The 21,110-nt window shown below is 50.2% G+C and carries 13 protein-coding genes; 11 read left to right on the top strand and 2 right to left on the bottom strand.

From position 1 onward, the window contains the following. Positions 1–35 precede the first annotated feature (35 nt). Together UNDYM_RS13380 and UNDYM_RS13375 are read right to left on the bottom strand one after the other, a co-directional pair. Complete coding sequence (locus UNDYM_RS13380; RefSeq protein ID WP_162041476.1) at positions 36–1,937, bottom strand: rhamnogalacturonan lyase; 1,902 nt, start codon at positions 1,935–1,937, stop codon at positions 36–38. A 23-nt stretch (positions 1,938–1,960) separates the two neighbouring features. After that, positions 1,961–5,992, bottom strand: coding sequence for a beta-galactosidase (locus UNDYM_RS13375; RefSeq protein WP_197741898.1), 4,032 nt, complete (start codon positions 5,990–5,992; stop codon positions 1,961–1,963). Positions 5,993–6,532: 540 nt separating this feature from the next. Here UNDYM_RS13375 and UNDYM_RS13370 point away from each other — a divergent pair. The 11 genes from UNDYM_RS13370 (at position 6,533) to UNDYM_RS13320 (ending at position 21,107) form a co-directional block, all read left to right on the top strand. Continuing rightward, entirely contained in the window at positions 6,533–8,155 is a 1,623-nt protein-coding gene (locus UNDYM_RS13370; protein WP_162041475.1) for a glycoside hydrolase family 28 protein, read from the top strand. A gap of 150 nt (positions 8,156–8,305) precedes the next feature. Further along, the gene (dgoD, locus tag UNDYM_RS13365) at positions 8,306–9,454 is read left to right on the top strand and encodes a galactonate dehydratase (RefSeq protein ID WP_162041474.1); all 1,149 of its coding nucleotides are present in this window, start codon (positions 8,306–8,308) and stop codon (positions 9,452–9,454) included. A gap of 2 nt (positions 9,455–9,456) precedes the next feature. Further along, a complete protein-coding gene (locus UNDYM_RS13360; RefSeq protein WP_162041473.1) occupies positions 9,457–10,467 on the top strand; it encodes a 2-dehydro-3-deoxygalactonokinase in 1,011 nt (336 codons plus the stop codon). Between the two features lie 32 nt (positions 10,468–10,499). Then, complete coding sequence (locus UNDYM_RS13355) at positions 10,500–11,165, top strand: 2-dehydro-3-deoxy-6-phosphogalactonate aldolase (RefSeq protein ID WP_162041472.1); 666 nt, start codon at positions 10,500–10,502, stop codon at positions 11,163–11,165. Further along, positions 11,162–12,139, top strand: coding sequence for an SMP-30/gluconolactonase/LRE family protein (locus tag UNDYM_RS13350; protein WP_162041471.1), 978 nt, complete (start codon positions 11,162–11,164; stop codon positions 12,137–12,139). Before UNDYM_RS13355 ends, UNDYM_RS13350 begins: the two co-directional genes overlap by 4 nt. 13 nt (positions 12,140–12,152) lie before the next feature. After that, the gene (locus UNDYM_RS13345; RefSeq protein WP_370529483.1) at positions 12,153–13,172 is read left to right on the top strand and encodes an arabinose ABC transporter substrate-binding protein; all 1,020 of its coding nucleotides are present in this window, start codon (positions 12,153–12,155) and stop codon (positions 13,170–13,172) included. A gap of 13 nt (positions 13,173–13,185) precedes the next feature. Continuing rightward, the gene (gene araG, locus UNDYM_RS13340) at positions 13,186–14,703 is read left to right on the top strand and encodes an L-arabinose ABC transporter ATP-binding protein AraG (protein ID WP_162041469.1); all 1,518 of its coding nucleotides are present in this window, start codon (positions 13,186–13,188) and stop codon (positions 14,701–14,703) included. Between the two features lie 18 nt (positions 14,704–14,721). Further along, on the top strand, positions 14,722–15,759 hold the full coding sequence (gene araH, locus UNDYM_RS13335; RefSeq protein ID WP_162041468.1) for an L-arabinose ABC transporter permease AraH: 1,038 nt from the start codon (positions 14,722–14,724) through the stop codon (positions 15,757–15,759). Positions 15,760–15,788: 29 nt separating this feature from the next. Next, the gene (locus UNDYM_RS13330; protein ID WP_162044618.1) at positions 15,789–16,562 is read left to right on the top strand and encodes an SDR family oxidoreductase; all 774 of its coding nucleotides are present in this window, start codon (positions 15,789–15,791) and stop codon (positions 16,560–16,562) included. A gap of 23 nt (positions 16,563–16,585) precedes the next feature. Then, positions 16,586–17,533 carry a LysR substrate-binding domain-containing protein gene (locus UNDYM_RS13325; RefSeq protein ID WP_162041467.1) on the top strand — a complete coding sequence of 316 codons (948 nt, stop codon included), beginning with the start codon at positions 16,586–16,588 and terminating at the stop codon, positions 17,531–17,533. A gap of 403 nt (positions 17,534–17,936) precedes the next feature. Then, a complete protein-coding gene (locus tag UNDYM_RS13320; protein ID WP_232064061.1) occupies positions 17,937–21,107 on the top strand; it encodes a TonB-dependent receptor in 3,171 nt (1,056 codons plus the stop codon). The last annotated feature ends 3 nt before the right edge of the window (positions 21,108–21,110 follow it).

Here is a 21,110-nt window from a genome sequence, read left to right as displayed (position 1 = left end):
ATAGCTGTGCCTGTTGTTTGATCGCGCATGGAAAATCAGGGTGTATGTATGAGCTCAGGTTTGGTAATGACCATGCCATCACCGAGGTAGAAACTGGGATGTGGAGGCTGGTTGTACCCGGCATTTTGTCCCGCCACCTGCATCCTGTATTGCGGATTGTGCATCAGGCTGGTGATGCGATGTGGTGTTGCTATGGTGGTGCTGAATACCAGCAGGGCAGTGCTGTCATTATTGCACCAGACGACTTCTTCACGCCAGTCGCCAAATAAGTCGGCCGACAGCACAGGTGTAGATTTGGTGCCATTATTGGATGCGGCGTTATAAGTCGCACCATTGAGCAAACGCTCGAAGGCGAAGGCTTTTGGATTCCATTTTTCTATCAGGGTGCCATCCAGCGATTCACGCAACAGATCACCATCCCACCAGACAGCGAAGTTGACGCGACGTGGATGCTGGGGTGAAATTTCCACACCTGCGGCGCTCATCAGCCCACCGACTGATCCCCAGCATTCTTCGCCGGGATAAGCCGGGTCTATGTCCATGCAGACGCCACGACCGACATCGGCACCTTTGCCATCTACGCTCCAGAGTATCTTTCCGGTAGCGGCATCATGCATTTCCAGTCCGTGTGCGCCATAGCAGCTTGGCGTTTCATGTACCATGTAAATTTGCTGTCCCAGGCGATTGGGGTCAAGTTTGCCTACATGCAGAGCATCACCGTGGCACAGGCCGGTGCTGTACAGCATTTTGCCGTTGCTGCCTACCGTGGCAGCGCCATAGATGAGGTCGTCCTTGCCATCGCCGTCCACATCAGCGACCGACATCCAGTGTGCGCCCTGGTGATTGACCGGGCCGCCTTCGATATCGCTGTCAAATGTCCAGCGGCTGGTGAGTTTGCCATCGCGCCAGTCCCAGGCTGCAATGACTGCACGGGTGTAATAGCCGCGCGAAAAGACCGCGCTTGGACGTTCTCCATCCAGAAACGCTACCGTGCCAAGAAAGCGGTCCACCCGGTTGCCATAGGCATCCCCCCAGGCTGCGACATTACCACGTGCAGGGATATAGTTGGTGCTGGCCATGGCGGCACCCGTCATGCCGTTGAAAACAGTCAGATATTCAGGACCAGATAAAATATAACCTTTATCGTTACGATAATCGGCAGCAGCATTGCCTATGACTTTACCTTTGCCATCTACGGTGCCATCCGCAGTTTTCATCATGACTTCTGCCTTGCCATCGCCATCAAAGTCATACGCCAGGAAGGTGGTGTAATGTGCCCCGGCGCGGATATTCTTGCCCAGATCAATGCGCCACAACAGCTTTCCATCGAGCTTGTAGGCATCTACGTAGGTATTGCCGGTGTAGCCAGCCTGGGAATTATCCTTGGCGTTGGTCGGTTGCCATTTGACGATGAGTTCGTATTCGCCGTCACCATCAAGGTCAGCGGCTGAGCCATCGTTCAGCACATAGATATAGGCAGATCCATTGGGCGTGACACCATCAGCAGGTTTTTGTACCGGTATGGTTTTGTACAAATTACTCCACGTGCTTTTTGGTGCATCTGCCAGCAATTCGGCACCGTCTATGACCGGGCGTATGGTGTAGCTGCTGGCGGTTGTACCTGCCTCATCGGTGAAATTGGTTTCACGCTGGGGAACGCGGTTTAATTTCTCCTGTCCACGATAGATGTTGAAACTGATATTGTCAGGATCGGTTCCCAGTAGACGCCAACTGATGAAATTGCTTTTGCCAGTATAGATTGCGACGACACCGCGATCGAGTTTTTCCATCTGCTTGCCGCGCGGTGACGCGCTGGCAGGGCTTATCGTTTTCGCTTTAACAGCGGCAGTGGTCGCTTCGGCCTGCACCTGACTGCTGCAAACACCAGCCAGGCTGGCAAATACCAGTATGCCGGTCACTACACGATGGATTTTCATAGATGCAGATTTCCCGTTTGTCATCAGCGTTGCAGGTTGGAAGGGCTTGGTACCAGTTCCAGTGGCGCACCACCACGGGCGGCGCGTATCTTGACCAATTCCAGCGGCTCCAGTGCATTCGCAGCCTTGCCATCTGTACTGACTGCCAATGTAAGCGTATTTTCGCCATTCGGATTCAATATGCCTGGTGGCAGGATGAATAGACGCTGCGGACCTATATGAGAAATGAAATTTCCCATATTCCAGCCATTGACGAAAATCAGGACACGGTTTCTGCGGTCAGAACGTGGCTGGCTGGTATCGCCTATGGCCAGACCCAGTTGCACGTCATGACCTGCTGGCATATCCAGGGTGAAATTGGTGCGTAACCAATACGTACCAGCGGCTGGTGGCGCCGCATCTGGACTGGCTTTTTCCCAGCCGCCGTTGTCTGGTTTGGATTCGGCCTTACTGCTGACCGGCAAATACCAGCCTGTACGTTCACCATAGAGGCCGCCATTATTCATGGGGCCACGTACCAGGTCAGCAATTTCTTCACCGCCTTTATTGCCCTGGATTTTCCAGGTAATTGGTGTGGAAAATTTTTCTTTGAAGTCATGCGTCAGCGATGCGCTGATCAAACCACGTGCGACTTTATGTTCGTCATCCGCCGCCAGATCCCAGTTGTGGGAATTATTTCTGACCATGACCGACAGTACATGTTCGCCTGCATGCAATGCTTCGGCGGGCAGCTTGAAGTTGGCTGTGTCCCAGTTATCTGGCTTGGGTTTTCCGGTTGGCATTTCATTTTCACCGATGTAGACACCGTCCAGCCACAGTTGCATGAAGCCTGCACCACCACCGCCATAACTGATTTCCAATTGTTCAGGCAGTGGTTTCCCGGCCAGAACCTTGAAGTTGCCACGGTACCAGACATCGCCATGGTGAAAGCCGTAATCACTCATGCTGAGTATGGGTTGGCCAGCAGGAGGCGTGGTCTTCACGGTGGCAGCCGTGGTGGTCAGGTCAGTCTTGCGCCATTTGCTGTCGTCAAAGACTTTGGCAGCCTCTGGCGAATCCATGCGGCGCATCCATGTCTGTTGCATCAGTTTTGGTAAAACAATGTCAGCAGGGCCAGCCAGGGGCTCAGTTGACAAACTGCCGTCGGCATTACTGTTGCTGGTGATGGCAGCAGTATTCCAGGTGATTTGTGTGACGGCTTTTGGTGCCCATATGTCCAGCTTACTGCTTTCGTGGGTGTCGCCACTCAGGTGCAGGGTGTTGTCTTGCACATTGGCCTGGCGCACCAGTGCTGGCGAACGCTCAAGGACAGGTCCGTGTGCGGTTTCCTGGCGCCAGAAATTGCGACCGGTTTCATCGTCTGCAAGCAACAACAGTAAATCTGCTTTGCCACCACCACTGATGCGTACGCGTATCAAATCCTTATGTACATAATTCAATCGCAGATCGCCTGTCTTCTGATCAAACACTGTATTGGCTGCACCTTCCAGTACTTCGACCTTTGGCGCTGATTGATAACGCAATACGGTTTCGCCATCTTCGCCCTTGCGGCCATACAGCAAGGCGATATCGCGCTCATCCTGTTGCAGGTGGGTCTGGGTGTCGGATGTGGTGTAGACCAGATGCTGGCGCTCCATTGCATAGTCAGACAACAGCAGCTTGACGTTCTGGTCCTTGATGCGCAAAGTACCTGCCTGCGGGATCTGATAGCTGCCATCGCGTGTGGTGAGCTTGAAGCTGAACAATTCTTCGGTGGTTGAATCGGTCTTGGTATGGATGGCGAAAATCAGGTGCGAGCCATTCACCGGGCTGATATTGTGATACAGCCTGACCGCAGGATTGGAGGTGGTGATTGTCTCGCCTTTATCCATGGCGCTCAACACAGATTTGGCGGCTTCTACAAAATGCCCCATCTGTTTCAGTGTCAGGGCTTTTTCACGCAAGCCACGGCCTTCGTCGATGGCTGCGCCATAATCGTAGGACGTGTACACCACCTGCGCCGGCAGCCAGCCCCAGGATGTGCCGCCATACATCATGTAGATGGAATGGATGGAAATGCCATTGATCAAATTGGCGCCGTAGAACGTGCGCACATAATTCGATCCGGTGCGCTGCGCGGTACAGTCATAGGTGCCGACGCTGCCCCAGAAATCAAACCAGCCGCCCCCCATTTCTGCCGCAAAACCTGGTGTATTTGGCGAGGCGAGGGCACCAATCTTGACTGGCCCGGTTCCTGTATTGGCAGGAATTTCACCATACATGCCCCAGTTGGGCACGACATTTGGTTTGCCAATTTCTTTGGTATTGGTACAGCCACCACCCGGGTAGCCGTCAAAACTGTACAAATCGGTGGGGCCAGGGACTGCATAGGGCGCGCTGGAATTGGGCGGCGTCCAGTTAGGAAGACGACCGGCAGAATTGTGGAACAGCGGCACGCTGATGCCATCTGCCCTGGCTTTGTCGGCCAGATGCTGCATGTAGCGTTTATGCGTATCCGAGGTATTGGATAATTCGTTTTCCAGCTGATAGGCAATGACAGTGCCACCACCAGTGGTGATTTGATGGCGCGCGATAATCGCGTCAATCTGGGTCAGCCATTCATCTGCAGACTGCATATATTCAGCAGCATCAGTACGGGCAATTGCTTTTTGCCTGGCCAGATAACCAGGAAAACCGCCCAGTGTCAGTTCAGCATTTACATAGGGGCCTGGGCGGGCAATGACATACATGCCTTCCTGTTCGGCCATTTCTATCGCCAGTTCTACATTGCGTATGCTGGAAAAGTCATATTGATTTGGGCGTGACGAGTGATAACCCCAGTCAAAGTAGATGGCTACAGTGTTGAGCCCCGTGGCTTTCATTTTCTGTATGACATCACGCCAAAGTGAGGGATTGGGTAAGCGGAAAGGGTGAAATTCACCGGCCCAGATCATTTCCCTTTTGCCGTCTATCACTAGCGAGTATTTATCCCAGGTGATCTTTTTCGCTGGCGATTTTGCGGCAATGGCTTGCTCCAGGACTTTGGTCGGCTCACTGATGACAGTAAAGTGGCGTACCGCACCGGATACACCACCCAGTTCCTGCTTGGCTGTCCAGGTTTTGAAATTGTCCTTGCTGTCGGAATACCAGTAATGCTTGGTCGTATAGTCGTCAAAGTAAATGCGCCAGCCGCCATTTTTTAGCTTGACCAGGGCCTGACCTTCCGAAGGCTTGCCCCAGCCTGCCCAGTCACCCGTTTTTTCCACTTTCCATGGACCCGCAAGGGCAGGGGCGGTCGCCATTTCTATGTACTTGCTGGTTTCATTTTTAGTGAAAACCACATAGCGTGACCCATCCTTGATGGGGAAAGTATCAATGTAATTATTTTGCAGACCTGCCATGGCCTGAGCTGGCGAGAAATTGGCATACGTCTTGTCCAGCGCATGTAGCACATAGGCACCAAAGGGGCCCTTGGTTCCCTGTGTAGATATGGACACGACAATGTGGACAGTGCCATCACTGTCAGTGAACCATTCGGGTGCCCAGACATTGCTGATTTTGGCATTCACATCCGGTAATTGCAGGCGCACGTCACGTACGTGCTGCCAATGGCGCAGGTCGCTGCTTTTGGCAACGCCAAACGTGTCGCCAGCCCAGCCGGTAGTGTAAATCACATAGTAATAACCATCATCTGCATGCAAAATGGAAGGGTCACGCAGCAGGCCTTGTGGCGGTGTATACGCTTCGGAAGCCAGCGGTGCAAAGCTGGTGCCGTCATAGGATGTAAACAGGCTGAGCTTGTTTTGTGATGTCGAAGGAAAGGCTGACATCAGGAAGCTGGTGTCACCCTTGAGCGGAATCACTTTGGGGTTGGCATTTGGTGGGGCAACCGTACTATTGGTCTGCACCTTGTTGGTACTGGTCAGCCCGAAACTATCCATCAGGGCATCACCAGTGACTGGTGGATTTTGAGACGAATTTTGTGGTGGTGCAGTATGCTGCATTTGCGCATGTGCCAGACACACGCTGCACGTCAATACCAAGATCGTCAATCCTGACCGTACTACTGAGTTCATCATTTTCCTTCTGACCGTGGTCAAACAAAGAATTGGGAATGAGTAGATGTATGCCCACACCGGGCGATGCGCTATGTCTGTCTGGCTCAGGTACTTGATTGGCCTGGGCTTGGTGTGAGATGTCTCTGTTTTTATCGCCACATTAATAAATAAAGATGCAGCTTATTGTTTCGAGTATCAATTTCGCGTTAAAACCTGTCAACTGCAGCGAGCGATGTAATCACGCTAATGAGCAATAGCAGATTATTCCGGCTTTTTTCAGGCGATTTACGGCGTGTTATGTGTTATTCACCAAATCAGCTCACGGTAATTGATGTTTTTTTGGGGAGTACTCAGAGATCTGCTCATTATTAATCATCAAGTTGAACATTTTGACTGGACGTTCCCTGGTTTTTTAATGGTAATCTCAATCGATAGCGCCATGGATAAAAAGAAAACATATCCAAAAAAATAAGTAGGGGACAAAAATTGAGTAAGCAGACATCATCGCCATTGCGACGAAACTTTTTGCGTATATTTGGTACTGGAGCTGTAGCTAGCATGTTGCCTTTGCATGCTTTACCGGTAATGGCGCAAGGAAAAATTGTTGGGAAAGCCAATCTGGCAGGCAATTTTAATGTCCGGGGTTTTGGTGCCAATGGCAATGGTAAGAAGCTTGATACTGATGCGATCAATCGCGCCATCAAAGCTGCTGCTGCGGCAGGCGGTGGGACAGTATATTTTCCTGCTGGTAAATACCTGAGTTTCTCGATTCGCCTGCAAAGCCATGTCACTCTGTATCTGGATGCAGGTGCCACCCTGATTGCTGCAGACCCGGCAAAGCATGGTGGCAGCTACGACGAGGCGGAGCCTAACGAATGGGATGCTTATCAGGATTTTGGGCACAGCCACTGGCACAATAGCCTGATCTGGGGCGAAGGTCTTGAACATATCGCTATTCTGGGTAACGGACTCATCTATGGCCAGGGCCTGACACATGCTGGCCCTGGACCGCGTCGCGTGGCCAAGCCTGGTGATATGCCACTCAGCCTTGGCAATAGCGATCCGCACGGTGAGCGCAGTGGCAACAAGGCTTACGGCGCTGATATGGTGGGCAAAGGCAATAAGGCGATTGCCCTTAAAAACTGTAAAAACATTATCTTGCGTGATATCAGTATTTTCAACGGCGGGCACTTTGCCTTGCTGGCAACAGCTGCTGACAATATGACGATAGATAATTTGAAAGTGGATACCGACAGGGATGGCTTTGACATAGATTGCTGCCGCAATGTTCACATCTCTAATTGCAGTATCAACTCTCCCAATGACGATGCCATCTGCCTGAAAAGCTCATTTGCACTGGGTTATAAGCGTTTTACTGAAAACGTCAGCATCACTAATTGCCAGGTATCAGGCTTTGATCTTGGTACATTTCTGGATGGTAGTTTTCAGCGCAAGCAAGAGTTTGCTCCAGACAAGGAGGGCGTGACCGGGCGCATCAAGCTGGGTACTGAATCTAACGGTGGTTTTCGTAATATCGCCATTTCAAATTGTGTTTTTGAGCGTTGCCGCGGGTTGGCCATAGAAAGCGTCGATGGCGCCATGATTGAGGACATCAGTGTCAGCAATCTGACCATGCGCGATTTGACCAATCCCCCTATCTTCATCCGCCTGGGCAGCCGTTTGCGCGCACCGGAAGGCGCGGTGACCGGGGCTATCAGGCGTATTAATATCAGTAATGTCACGGTGTCAGGTGCTGATTCACGTTATGCATCCATCATTAGTGGCGTGCCTGGCTATCCTGTAGAAGATGTGCGTATCAGTAATATGCACGTCTTGCATCAGGGAGGTGGTGAGCTTGGCAACGTAGCTGTCAATCCACCAGAAAATGCTGGTAGTTATCCCGAGCCCAGCATGTTTGGCCTCAGCCCCGCACATGCGGTGTTCGCACGTCATGTCAATAATCTGAAGTTGCATCATGTTGATGTCAAATGTGTGCAGCCAGACAACAGGCCAGCCTTTGCTTTGCATGATGTGAGCCGTGCTAATTTTGACCACGTGAATTTTCCTCTTCAACAGGGTACACCGGGTTTTAGTCTGCAAGACGTAAAAGACTTCTCTGTTAAAGATTGCAGCGGTATGGCAGATATCCAGCGCAAACAGGTGGAGCGCGAAAGCCTGTAGTTGTGTGCTGTGGCATTTCTATTGATGGGTCTCTTGAATTATGCATGTCAACAGCTATGCCAAATTCATATACTTTCGGTCAGTTAATTCATATTTCTTATCGTGTGTGCCCATCTACACTCATGACTTCATTTGCTTAGCCATTGCGTCATGAAAATAACAAAACTGACTACTTACCGCGTTCCTCCAAGGTGGATGTTGCTGAAGATAGAAACCGATGAGGGTATCGTCGGTTGGGGCGAGCCTGTCATAGAAGGGCGGGCGCGAACTGTAGAAACAGCAGTGCAGGAATTTGCGCCTTATCTGATAGGGCAAGACCCGGCCCGCATCAACGACCTCTGGCAAGTCATGTATCGCGGTAGTTTTTATCGCGGTGGAGCCATACTCATGAGCGCCATGGCAGGCATTGATCAGGCACTGTGGGATATCAAGGGCAAAGCCCTGGGCGTGCCGGTATATCAATTACTGGGTGGCCTGGTGCGTGACCGCATGAAAACCTATAGCTGGGTCGGCGGTGACAGACCTGCTGACGTCATTGCTGATATTCGTCGTCTGCGCGAAGCAGGCTTTGATACCTTCAAGATGAATGGCACCGAAGAATTTGGCATCATTGACAGTGCGGCGGCGGTTGATGCCGCGGTAGGGCGTATTGCCGAGATTCGTGAAGCGTTTGGCAGTCAGATTGAATTCGGCATTGATTTTCATGGCCGTGTTGCAGCACCCATGGCCAAGGTATTGTTGCGTGCTCTGGAGCCATATCGCCCCTTGTTTGTGGAAGAACCTGTGCTGGCAGAACAGGCTGAATATTATCCACGCCTGGCAGAAAGTACGGCTATACCGCTGGCCGCAGGCGAACGCATGTATTCGCGCTTTGAATTCAAACGAGTGTTGCAGGAGGGAGGTATTGCCATCGTCCAGCCTGACCTGTCCCATGCTGGTGGTATTTCCGAATGCCATAAAATTGCCGCAATGGCAGAAGCCTATGACATTGCCCTGGCACCGCATTGTCCTTTGGGGCCGATTGCGCTTGCAGCATGTCTGCAACTCGACTTTGTCGCCCATAACGCAGTCTTGCAAGAGCAAAGCATGGGCATCCATTACAACAAGGATGCAGAGCTGCTTGACTACGTCGTCAACCGCGAGGATTTGCGCATTACCGATGGCTATATTGCCGCCTTGCCTAAACCAGGTCTGGGCGTGGAAATTGATGAAGAGCGCGTGAAAGAAGCCAGCCTGCGAGCACCTGACTGGCGTAATCCGCTATGGCGTCACCCTGACGGCAGCGTTGCGGAATGGTAAGAATGGTACAAACGAATACCGCGCAAGGCAAGGCAGTTCTGCCTTTGGACGCGAAAGAAAATGTGAGCCTGATCGGTATTGACTGGGGTAGTACAGGCTTGCGGATTTTCTTGATCGGACAGAATGGTCAACTTATCGATAGCCGGGAAGCAGCCTCCGGTATTTCTGTCATACAGGGTGGGCAAGCCGCTTATGTGCGGGTGTTGCAGGAGCTGGCCGGTGACTGGCTGACAAGCTGGCCTGATGTTCCTTTGCTGGCTTGCGGCATGGTTGGCAGCAAGCATGGCTGGCAAGAGGTGCCCTATGTACAAAGTCCGGCAGACGCCCATGATATCGCTATCAATATTCTATCTATAGATGCCGGAGATTTACGCCCCGTGCATTCACGCCTGGGTATTGTACCGGGCTTGCTATATCGCGGCGATGCGCCTGACGTCATGCGTGGCGAAGAAACCCAGATCGTAGGTGCACTGCAAGGTCAGCCAGACTGGGCCAGCCAGTCATGCATAGTCATGCCCGGCACACATTCGAAATGGGCCAGTATTGTAGATGGAAAAGTACAGGCTTTTACCACACACATGACAGGGGAATTGTTTGCCGTACTCAAGCAGCATTCGGTTCTTGGCCGTTTGATGCCTGCCGTGCAGGGGGAGAGCAGTGATGTCAGTTTTATTGCCGGCCTGGATGTTGCCCGCAAGATGATGGCGCAAGGCTTGAGTCATCAATTGTTCAGTGTGCGCACCCTGGGCTTGATGGGTGATATGCCACCTGATGGACTGGCGGATTACTTATCTGGTTTATTGATCGCCAATGAGTTACTGGCTGGTTTGCATTGGCGCTCTGAGCAAGGTCTGGCACATGCGCCATTGATATTGACAGGGGATGCATCTCTTTGTGGGCGTTATTCCCTGGCGCTTTCACGTTTTGGCGTCAAGCCAGACGCCGTATTGCTGAATAGCGCACCGGCGGGTTTATGGCATCTGGCGTTCACCGCAGGCATGCTGAGATCCTGAGTATGGACATCAACACCACCCGAAGGAATTTCATGAAAACCATTCCCGCCACATTTGATCAGGCATTTGCTGATTTACCCTTGATTGCCATCTTGCGCGGCATACATCCTGAAGAAGTGGAATCCATCGCTGCAGATTTATATGAAGCCGGTTTTCGCATTATTGAAGTCCCGCTGAATTCACCCTCCGCGCTCGAATCGATAGGCATGCTAAGTCGCTGTCTGCCACCAGATGCGCTGACAGGTGCAGGTACTGTGTTGACTCTGGATGCCGTGCGTCAGGTACGTGATGCGGGTGGACGTTTGATCGTCATGCCACACGCTGATGTAATGGTCATCAGGGAAGCAAAAAAACAGGGCCTGTATTGCGTACCAGGGGCAAGCTCACTGACAGAAGCATTTGCGGCGATGTATGCAGGTGCAGATGCAGTCAAGCTCTTTCCTGCAGAATTGGTCACGCCGCCTATAGTACGAGCGATGCGGGCCGTTTTGCCAGCCAGCCTGCGTCTCTTGCCAGTGGGAGGGATTACTCCTGACAACATGGATGACTACCTACGGGCAGGTGTCAATGGATTTGGCCTTGGCTCAGCTTTGTATAAACCAGGAATGGATGCTGGAAAAATAAGAGTCAAGGCACTTGATTTTATAAAAGCCCTCAGAGCAGGCATGGCGAAAAAAACAAATGAGGCTTTGCAATGAATCATCTGCAACAGGCTCTGGCGCATACAGCTACCTTGGGCGAGGGTTTGAGCTGGCAAGATAATACAGAAAGCTGGTGGTGGACTGATATTGAGGCAGCGAGTTTGCAAAACTGGAAACCTGGTCAGGCTGTAGTCACTTACAAATTGCCAGATAGATTGGGTTCTTTTGTTCATTGTCGTTCAGGCCGTATTTTGCTTGGGTTGGCAAAGCGCCTGTGTTTTGCCAGCTTGCCAAAAAATGCAGCAGTGCCTGCTTCATCTGCACAGTTGACGACAAGTGCTTCTGCGGCAGCCCAGTTGGCAGTGCAGTCGCTGGTTGCGGTTGATCCGGCAGAGTCGCGCACACGTGTGAATGATGGGCGTACCGACAGACGCGGTTACTTCGTATTTGGCACCATGAATGAAGCGCCGGACAAACGTCCTATTGCCAGTTTTTACCAGTTTTCCATGTCTTACGGCCTACGGAGGCTGGCTTTGCCTGCTGTAGCGATTGCCAACAGTATTTGCTTTAGCCTGGACGGCAAGATCATGTACTTTACCGACACATTAAGCCGTCGCATACAGCAGTGTGATTATGACGCTGAAACTGCCAGTGTCAGTAATATCCGTTTGTTCGCCATACCGGAGGGCGATGAAGCCTATCCAGATGGCTCTGTCATTGACAGGAATGGATGCTTATGGAACGCAGAGTGGGGCGCTGGCAGTGTGGCACAGTACGCGCCTGACGGGCGTTGCCTGCAGCGATTATCGGTTCCAACAAAAAATCCTACCTGCCCTGCATTTGGCGGTGTCAATGGTGACTATCTCATGGTTAGCAGCGCACGACAGGAAATGAGTGCCGAAGAATTATCCCGTATGCCAGCTGCCGGTAGTTTGTTTGCGATGCAGATGGATGCGCCGCTCGCTGTTGCCGATACCTTGTTCGACGACAGTGATGCGGGCTCAGTATTGCCCTTGCCCCTAAAACAATAAAGAGACAATGATGATGAAAAACACAATAAGAGATAGATGCTTGCAGTTCTTAAATGCCGCTGGCTTCACTTTGGTAGCTGGCTGTTTCAGTCTTGCAGCTGTATCCGCAGCGCAGGCGGCCGATCCAGTGAAAATAGGTTTTCTGGTCAAGCAGGCTGAAGAACCCTGGTTCCAGGATGAATGGCGTTATGCAGAACAGGCAGCTAAGGAAAAAGGATTTTCCCTGGTGAAAATAGGTGTGGCTAATGGTGAAAAGATGATGGCTGCCATAGACAACCTAGCCGCACAGAAAGCCCAGGGCTTTGTGATTTGCGCACCGGATGTCAAACTGGGTATGGCGGTTGAACGTGCCGCCAAAAGAAATAACCTGAAAGTGATGTCGGTCGATGATCAGCTTGTCGATGGCGGTGGCAAACCGATAGCATCTATCCCGCACATGGGTATCTCGGCCTATGAAATTGGCAAGCAGGTTGGACAGGGCCTGATGGAAGAAATGAAGTCACGTGGCTGGAACATGACTGAAGTCGGTGCCATGCGCATGGCCTTTGACCAACTGCCTACGGCACGTGAACGTACTCAGGGGGCGCTGGATGCCTTAAAGGCTGGCGGTTTTCCTGTTGCGAACATAGTTGATGCAGCACAGGCAAAAACGGATACTGAAAGTGCCTTCAATGCCGCCAATATTGCTTTGACCAAACAAACAAAATTCAAACGATGGCTGGTATTTGGCATGAACGATGAAGCTGTTCTTGGTACAGTGCGTGCAGCCGAGGGTAGGGGCTTACGCAGTGACGCTGTCATAGGAATAGGCATAGGTGGCAGTAAAACTGCATTGAATGAATTTGCCAAACCCAATCCAACTGGATTTTATGGCACAGTATTGATCAGTCCCAAGCGTCATGGCTATGAAACTTCAGTGAACATGTACAAATGGATAGCTGAAAACAAGACTCCTGCACCAATGATACTGACTACTGGGGTCTTGATGACACGCCGGAATCAGAGTGATGTACGTGCAGAATTCGGACTTTAGGACATAGCGGATCATGTCATCATCTCAGCCCCCATCTCTTCAGTTTGAAGATGTGTGTAAATATTTCCCTGGTGTGAAAGCACTCAATGGCGTCAGTTTTGACGCCCATGCAGGTACGGTGCACGGCTTGCTTGGTGAAAATGGCGCAGGCAAATCAACGCTATTGAAAATACTGGGCGGTCAGTACAAACCGGATGGCGGGCGCTTGTTGTTGAATGGACGCTCTTGTCATTTCTCGTCTGCTGGTGATGCCATCGCCGCGGGCATAGCCGTCATTCACCAGGAATTGCAATATGTTCCGGAACTGACTGTCTCAGAAAATTTGTTATTAGGGCGTTTGCCGCAAAAACTGGGTTTTGTGAACCGGGTTGAGGCGCGGCGTCAGGTAAGCCTGCGCCTGCAACAAATGGGTGTTGATCTGGATCCTGGTGCCCGGCTTTGTGATTTATCGATAGCTCAAAGGCAAATGGCAGAAATATGCAAGGCCCTGCTGCAAGATGCACAGGTCATTGCTTTCGACGAGCCGACCAGCAGTTTATCTTATCGCGAAAGTGAAATTCTGTTTCGTCTGATACGCGATTTGCGTACGGCTGGTCGTACCATCATCTATATTTCTCACAGGCTGGAAGAGTTATACGCCCTATGCGATACCTGCACGATTTTTCGCGATGGTCAAAAAATCGTCACCCATCCTGTGATGGCCGATGTGCCACGCGATGTACTCATCAACGATATGGTGGGACGTGAACTTAGTGATATTTACGATTACCGGCCACGCCAACTACAGTCTGAAAGGCTGGTGGTAAAGCAACTGAAAGGCGAGACGCTTAATGTGGCACAGAATTTCAGTGTGCGCGGCGGCGAAGTGCTAGGCTTTTTTGGCCTGGTTGGTGCTGGCCGCACTGAGTTGATGCGGCTGTTATATGGCGCAGACAAGAAAGACGCTAGTTGCAGTGTCGTGCTGGATGGTGTCAATGTGCCTGATCGTGGGCCGGCTGCCGCGATCGAGGCAGGCATAGTCTTGTGCCCTGAAGACCGCAAAGAGCAAGGCATTCTGGCAGAGGCATCTGTCGCAGAAAACATCAATATCAGTTGTCGCCGCCATGGTCTGCTGGCAGGTCTATTTTTAAGACATAAACATGAAGCAGAACTGGCTGATCGTTTTATTCAAAGATTAAAAATAAAAACACCGAATCGCGAACAGGAAATTCGTTTGCTGTCCGGTGGCAATCAGCAAAAAGTCATTCTGGCACGCTGGCTGGCAGAACCGGGTATGAAAGTACTCATCCTGGATGAGCCGACGCGTGGCATAGATGTGGGCGCAAAAAATGAAATCTATCGCATCATTCATGAAGTCGCCGAGCGCGGTTGCTGTGTGATCGTGGTGTCCAGCGAATTACCTGAAATATTGGGCATTTGTGATCGCGTCATCGTCATGCGTGAAGGGCAGATCAGTGGTGAACTTGAGCGCAGTCAGGCGAACGAAGCAGCAGTTTTGCAATTGGCACTGCCGGATTTGTACGCAGCATAATTATTACAGGAATCTTTCATGTCTTCCCTTAATCCTGCACAGACAGATGATGTATCAACAGTTCAGCAAATAAAACCGGGACAAAACAATAGAATGAACAGTAAGAATATGATGAAGACGACCCGGCACTGGTTGCATGAGCAGAGTATGCCATTGGCATATGCCTTACTTTTTATTGTGCTGTCCTTTTCAGTAGAAAATTTTTTCTCAGGTACCAATATTGTCGGATTGATGCTCTCTGTGGCACAGATAGGCATGGTCGCCTGTACCATGATGATGTGTCTTGCTTCTCGTGATTTTGATTTATCCATAGGATCGACCATTGCCTTCACTGGCGTGCTGGGCGCTATCATCCTTGAACGTAGCGGCAGTATCACGCTCGCAGTTGGCGGCGGTTTACTGGCTGGCGCACTGATAGGCGCAGGTAATGGAGTATTGATTGCCTATTTGCGGGTGAATGCCCTGATTGCGACACTGGCGACAATGCTGATGGTGCGCGGCCTGGCATTCATTGTTTCAAAAGGCCAGGCGGTCGGTATTTCCAATGAGACTTTCATCAGTTTTGGTGACGGTCGTATTTTTGGCTTGCCATTTCCAGTATTGGTTGTTGCAGCCTGTTTTTTGATATTTGGTGTTTTGCTCAATCACACTGTGTTTGGAAGAAATACTTTGGCAATTGGTGGTAATCCAGATGCCGCACGTCTTGCGGGCATCCGCGTCGAACGCCTGCGTATCTGGATATTTTTGTTGCAAGGACTGGTGACAGCACTGGCAGGACTGATACTCGCATCGCGCATCACCAGCGGGCAACCAAATTCGGCGCAAGGTTTTGAACTGGATGTCATCTCTGCCTGCGTACTGGGTGGCGTTTCTCTGCAAGGCGGAAAAGCCAGAATCACCGGAGTACTGGTCGGGGTTCTGATCATGGGGACGGTAGAGAATGTCATGAACTTGCTGGATGTAGATGCTTTCTATCAGTACCTGATGCGTGGTTTCATTTTGCTGGCAGCGGTATTGCTGGATCAATTAAAAAACCGGTCTGCGAGGAAATCATGAACGATTCATATTCAGTCAATAATAATCAGATGTGCGAAAGATTGCGTGGCAAGGTTGCCATCATCACTGGTTCCACCCTGGGCATAGGCGCTGCTACAGCACGTCTTTTTGTGCAACAAGGCGCACGTGTCGTACTGAATAGTCACATTTATGATGCCGCTGCTGAGCGTATCTCATCTGAATTGGGCTCCGGGCACAGTCTTTTTGTCCAGGCAGATGTTGCCGATGCTGCGGCCATGCGGGCCCTGGTCGATAAGACGGTAGCAAAATTTGGCAAAGTGGATGTACTGGTCAACAATGCGGGCATGAACGTGTTCGCAGATCCCTTGCAGATGACTGATGAAGAGTGGCAACGTTGTTTTTCTGTCGATCTCGAAGGTGCCTGGAATACTACGCGTGCAGTGCTGCCGTTCATGCTTGAACAGTCGGCAGGGAGCATCATCAATATCGCTTCTGTACATGGACATAAAATCATACCGGGATGTTTTCCGTATCCGGTTGCCAAGCATGCTTTGATAGGTCTGACCCGATCTCTGGGAATAGAATATGCAGCACGAGGGGTACGGGTTAATTCCATATCACCCGGCCTGATAATGACCGAAGCCATACAATCCTGGTTTGCCAGTTGCCCTGACCCGGTGGCCGAGCAACAACGGCAGGCCGCGCTGTTGCCTTGCCGTCGCATAGGAATGCCAGAAGAAGTCGCTTACACGGCAGTTTTTCTGGCCAGCGACGAAGCACGTTTCATCAATGCTACGGATATCCTGATTGATGGAGGGCGCTCGCAGTTGTATCATGATTGATCTTTGTCTTTACTACTGACAGCATGAGCAATAGCAAGCCCGATCGCTTTGTACGCACACACCTGAAAACACGCCATCTGGTGTTATTGGTTGAGTTGGGACGCCATGGTTCGATTTTTCATGCGGCTGAGGCTGCGCATCTGACTCAGCCAGCAGCCTCCAAATTGCTGACAGAACTTGAGTATGCCCTCGGTGTGCAGTTGTTTGAACGCCTGCCACGCGGCATCTCACCTACCTGGTATGGCGAGATCATGATACGCAGAGCAGGTGCAGCGCTGGCAGAAATGAATGCAGCCCATCAGGAAGTCATGGAGTTGTTATCAGGTTTAAGCGGTTTTGTCTCGATAGGTTCAGTCATGACACCATCGATGAATCTCATCCCGCAAGCAGTAAGCTTGCTTAAATCCCGCCATAAGCGCTTGCATGTCGCCATACAGGTTGATACCAGCAAAATACTGATACAGCGTTTGCGTGCTGGAGAACTGGACATGGTCATAGGCCGCATTCTCGATTCTGAATCTGCCGCAGAACTGAATTTTGAGCCCTTGACCGACGAGCCTCACAGCCTGATTGCACGCGGCAAGCATGCCCTTGCACAGCGAAAAAAACTGACTCTGAATGATCTTGCGAAAGAGGCCTGGATACTGCCACCAAATGGCAGTATTTTGCGTGATCGCCTCACCTCTCTTTTCTTGTCGCACGGCCTTGATCAACCGGTAGAAACTGTAGAAACCTTGTCGCTACCGGTGATTACCAGCTTGTTGATGGCCACTGATATGGTGGCTGCTTTGCCGGAAGACCTGATTCGTACCTATCTTGATGCCGAGCTGCTATTCGTGCTGCCATTTGATCTAGGATTGCGTATGGATGCCTATGGTATTGTCACCAGAAAGCAACATCGTTTGTCGCCTGGAGCACAAGCCATGCTTGATATTTTGCGCGAGTTGGCAGTGCAAGATACGGACAAGTGAATAGCAAGGCATTTCAATTATGCATTTCCCGCATTTCTTAATGAGGGATTTCGAATGCCTTGTCTGGCCTTGCTCTTCAGGCGATGACAAACTCCCATTCAAATTTTTTCAGTGTCTTTTTGATGTGTTTTTATCTCTGATATCTCATGTTGCATCGCATAAAATGCCTTGAGAATCTATAATCAGTTTCAATCAGTTTTTCATCTTCTCGTCTGAAATGATCAAATTTCTGCTTAAAAACCAATCACTTTCTTGATTCTTTTTTTTATGTGCGTAATTGGATTTCATCATCACTTAAAATCTTTTTCATTGAATCAGCTGGATTGAATGACAGACCAAACAAAATGGTCGGATGCAGCTAATAACACAGGCTATACATGGCCGACAAATGGAGGAGACAATTGTGTTGAACAATCGCGGTAAAAAAGAATTTTTTAATCCCAAACTCAAAGGTACAGCCCTGGCTGTACTATCTGTCATGGCTGCCAATTCAGTCATGGCACAAGAAGCAAAAAAACCTGCAGATACCAAAGAGCAGGCTGATCATGTTGTCGTTGTGTCTGGCACCCGCAAATCAGTAGCCTCCGCAATTGACAGAAAACTGCGTGCGGATACGGTAGCGGATTCCATCGTTGCTGAAGATATTGGTCAATTCCCGGACAAGAACGTTGGTGAGGCGCTGTCGCGCGTTACAGGCGTGCAACTGGAACGCTCATTTGGTGAAGGTACCAGTGTTTCCATTCGTGGCGTAGAACCAGATCTAAACCGTATTGAAATCAATGGTGTATCGATACTGAGTACGACTGGTACCGCCGGTCGTGGTGCTGATTTGCGTGAATTGCCAGCAGAATTGATTTCTTCGATAGATGTCATCAAAGGTGTGACAGCCAATATGACTGAAGGTGGTATTGGCGGCTCAGTACAAATTTCGACACGCAAGCCACTCGATTTCAAAAAAATGACTGTTGTTGGCAGTGTTGCCGGTGAGCAGGCACCGCAACGTGGTGGCGTGCAACCACGTGTCAATCTCTTTATCACCGACAAATTTTTTGATGACCGTCTCGGGCTGATGGCGAATGTTATCTACGACAAGGTCTTGACGCGCGGTGATTTTTCCCGAAATACTTCATGGCGTTACTTCCGTGACTGGGACTTTTCTCCGCAAAAAACGGTTCCTAGTATTGATCCGGTATTGGCAGGTGTAGGCTCCAAAGCTGATTGTTCCAATCTGAGTAGCCCTGCAAATGCAACGCAGACTGCGGCTGCTGCTACCGCCGCATTGCAGGCCAGCTGTGTCTCACAATGGAATGACTATTCACCACAGATTGCCCGTTATGGTATCTGGGAACGTGATCATGAAAGAACTTCTGCTGAACTGACGGCGCAATACAAATTCACTGATCGTTTGAACGCCTGGGTAAGCTACCAGACCAATATCCAGAATCAAAAACTCCGGGATTACAACTACGGTACAGACTTCAGTGCGGTAACGCGCTTGTCCAGCACAGGTACTTTGCCCACCTATGCTGCGACCACTGCTGTGCCAACTGGCGGCTCATGCACACCGGTTTCAACAACCACGACACCGGCTGGCATGATCGTGGAAAATCATATCGTTACCCAGTATGTATTGGGTAACTGCCTGGTACCGGGCAGTGCGGCTTCGCCAAACGGCGGGCAGGCCGGCTTTAGCACATCCTTGCGCGATTTTGGTTTAAAAATTGATTCCAAATATACGACAGCCGGCTTTACCTATAAGGGCGAACGTCTGGATGTAGAAGGCCTGGCGTCGTCAGCTAAATCCACGTACAGCAGTGATTCGAATAACCTGATATTGACGCAGAATGCCCCTGGTTTGCAGGTCAATCTTGATTCTTCAGGGTTGCCACGATTTACTTTTCCAACAGGCTATAGTCCTTCGAACCCTAATTCCTATATTTCTGCTCAATTGCAGTACCGCCCTTCAGAAACGATCAACAAAGAAGATCAGCTCAAGCTTGATTTTAAATATAAGCTGAAAACTGACTTTTTGTCCCGCATCTGGTTTGGTGTGCAGTCGCAGCAGGCAAAATCCAGTCAGTATAACGGTGGCGGTTATCTTGCCAGTGCTGGCAATGACTTGAACAGTACTGCTGACGATGTGTATGTGCAAACAGCAAACATCAACCAGACTTATAGTTACGACCCATTGAATACCACCAATGTGGTGCGTGCAACAGTAGGCCCGACAAATCTTGCTGACGCTAATGCCTGGACCAGGTCGGTCAACAGCTCTGCCATGGCTGCGCTGGCGCAATCTGTATTCTCGACTTCGCCTGGTACTTTCTTCAAAGGTTATAGTGGCATCAGCAATGTACCCACAAACTGGGTTGCTCCTTCATTTGCAAATGTGGGTTCCAATTTTGATCTGACCCACTTTAACCATGACTACCTGTATAACGCGCCTGGCAGTGACGGTAAAATGTATGCGCAGATTCCTGCTTATGTTGTCGATGAAAAAGTCAAATCAGTTTATTTACGTGCAGATTTTGATACTGAATTGTTTGGCAAAGATATCTTCGGTAACATCGGTGTCAGATATACACAAACGCGCGATGTCTCTCAGGGCCTGTTCAAACAACAGATCAATGTCGAGAAAACACCTGGTTCGACAACTTTCAATACAGTCATTTTGTCGAACTCCATTACCAGCATAGACAATACTTATTCGAATGTATTGCCAAGCTTTAACGCCGGTGCATGGTTGATACCAAATCAATTCCTGGTACGTGTAGGCTGGGGTAAGGTCATGGCCAGACCAAGGATACTGGATATCGTTCCGAATGCTACATGTACCAAAAACAGCGGCGCAGCACAGTTTGGTGGCGATGGCACGGATGATTGCACTGCTGGTAATCCCGCCTTGAAGCCATTCCAGGCAAGCAATACAGACCTGAGCCTGGAATATTATCCAAATGCTGATAGTCAGCTCAGCCTGGCAGTATTTCGCAAGAACATCACTGTCGGTAATAGTGTATCGACTAACGTGAAGAATGTGGATCTGTTCAAAGATGGCACTTTGTGGGACGTCAAGATGCCTATCAATTACCCAGGTGCAGTGACGCGCGGTATAGAACTTGCTGGAAGAACAGCACTTACTTTCTTGCCTGGCTTCTTCAGTGGTTTTGGTATTGATGCCAATTACACCCGCATGAATTTTACCTATGCACCAGGAACAGAGCGTTTGAATCCCCTGGATAACTCTATCTTGCCTTACGCCGGTTTGTCCAAGAATGCCTATAACCTGGGCCTGTGGTATGACAAGGATAAGTTCAATGCGCGCCTTGCCTATCATTATCGTGACCGTTACTACACAGGTACCAATGATGTATCTGGTAATCCTAACTTCATCGAGAAAACTGGTTATCTGGATGCAAAATTCCAGTATCGCTATAGCCCAAATATCACTATTTCATTCGAAGGCAAGAATTTGACCGATCAGGCAAATATTACGGATGCAGGTGATTTGTCGCGCCCGAATGAACTGGCATGGTCTGGCCGTCGCTACTTCATCGGTGTATCGATCAAGAATTAATCA

The sequence above is a fragment of the Undibacterium sp. YM2 genome (assembly GCF_009937975.1).
Lineage (GTDB): Bacteria > Pseudomonadota > Gammaproteobacteria > Burkholderiales > Burkholderiaceae_D > Undibacterium.
This window is presented reverse-complemented; position numbering and strand designations above follow the sequence as displayed.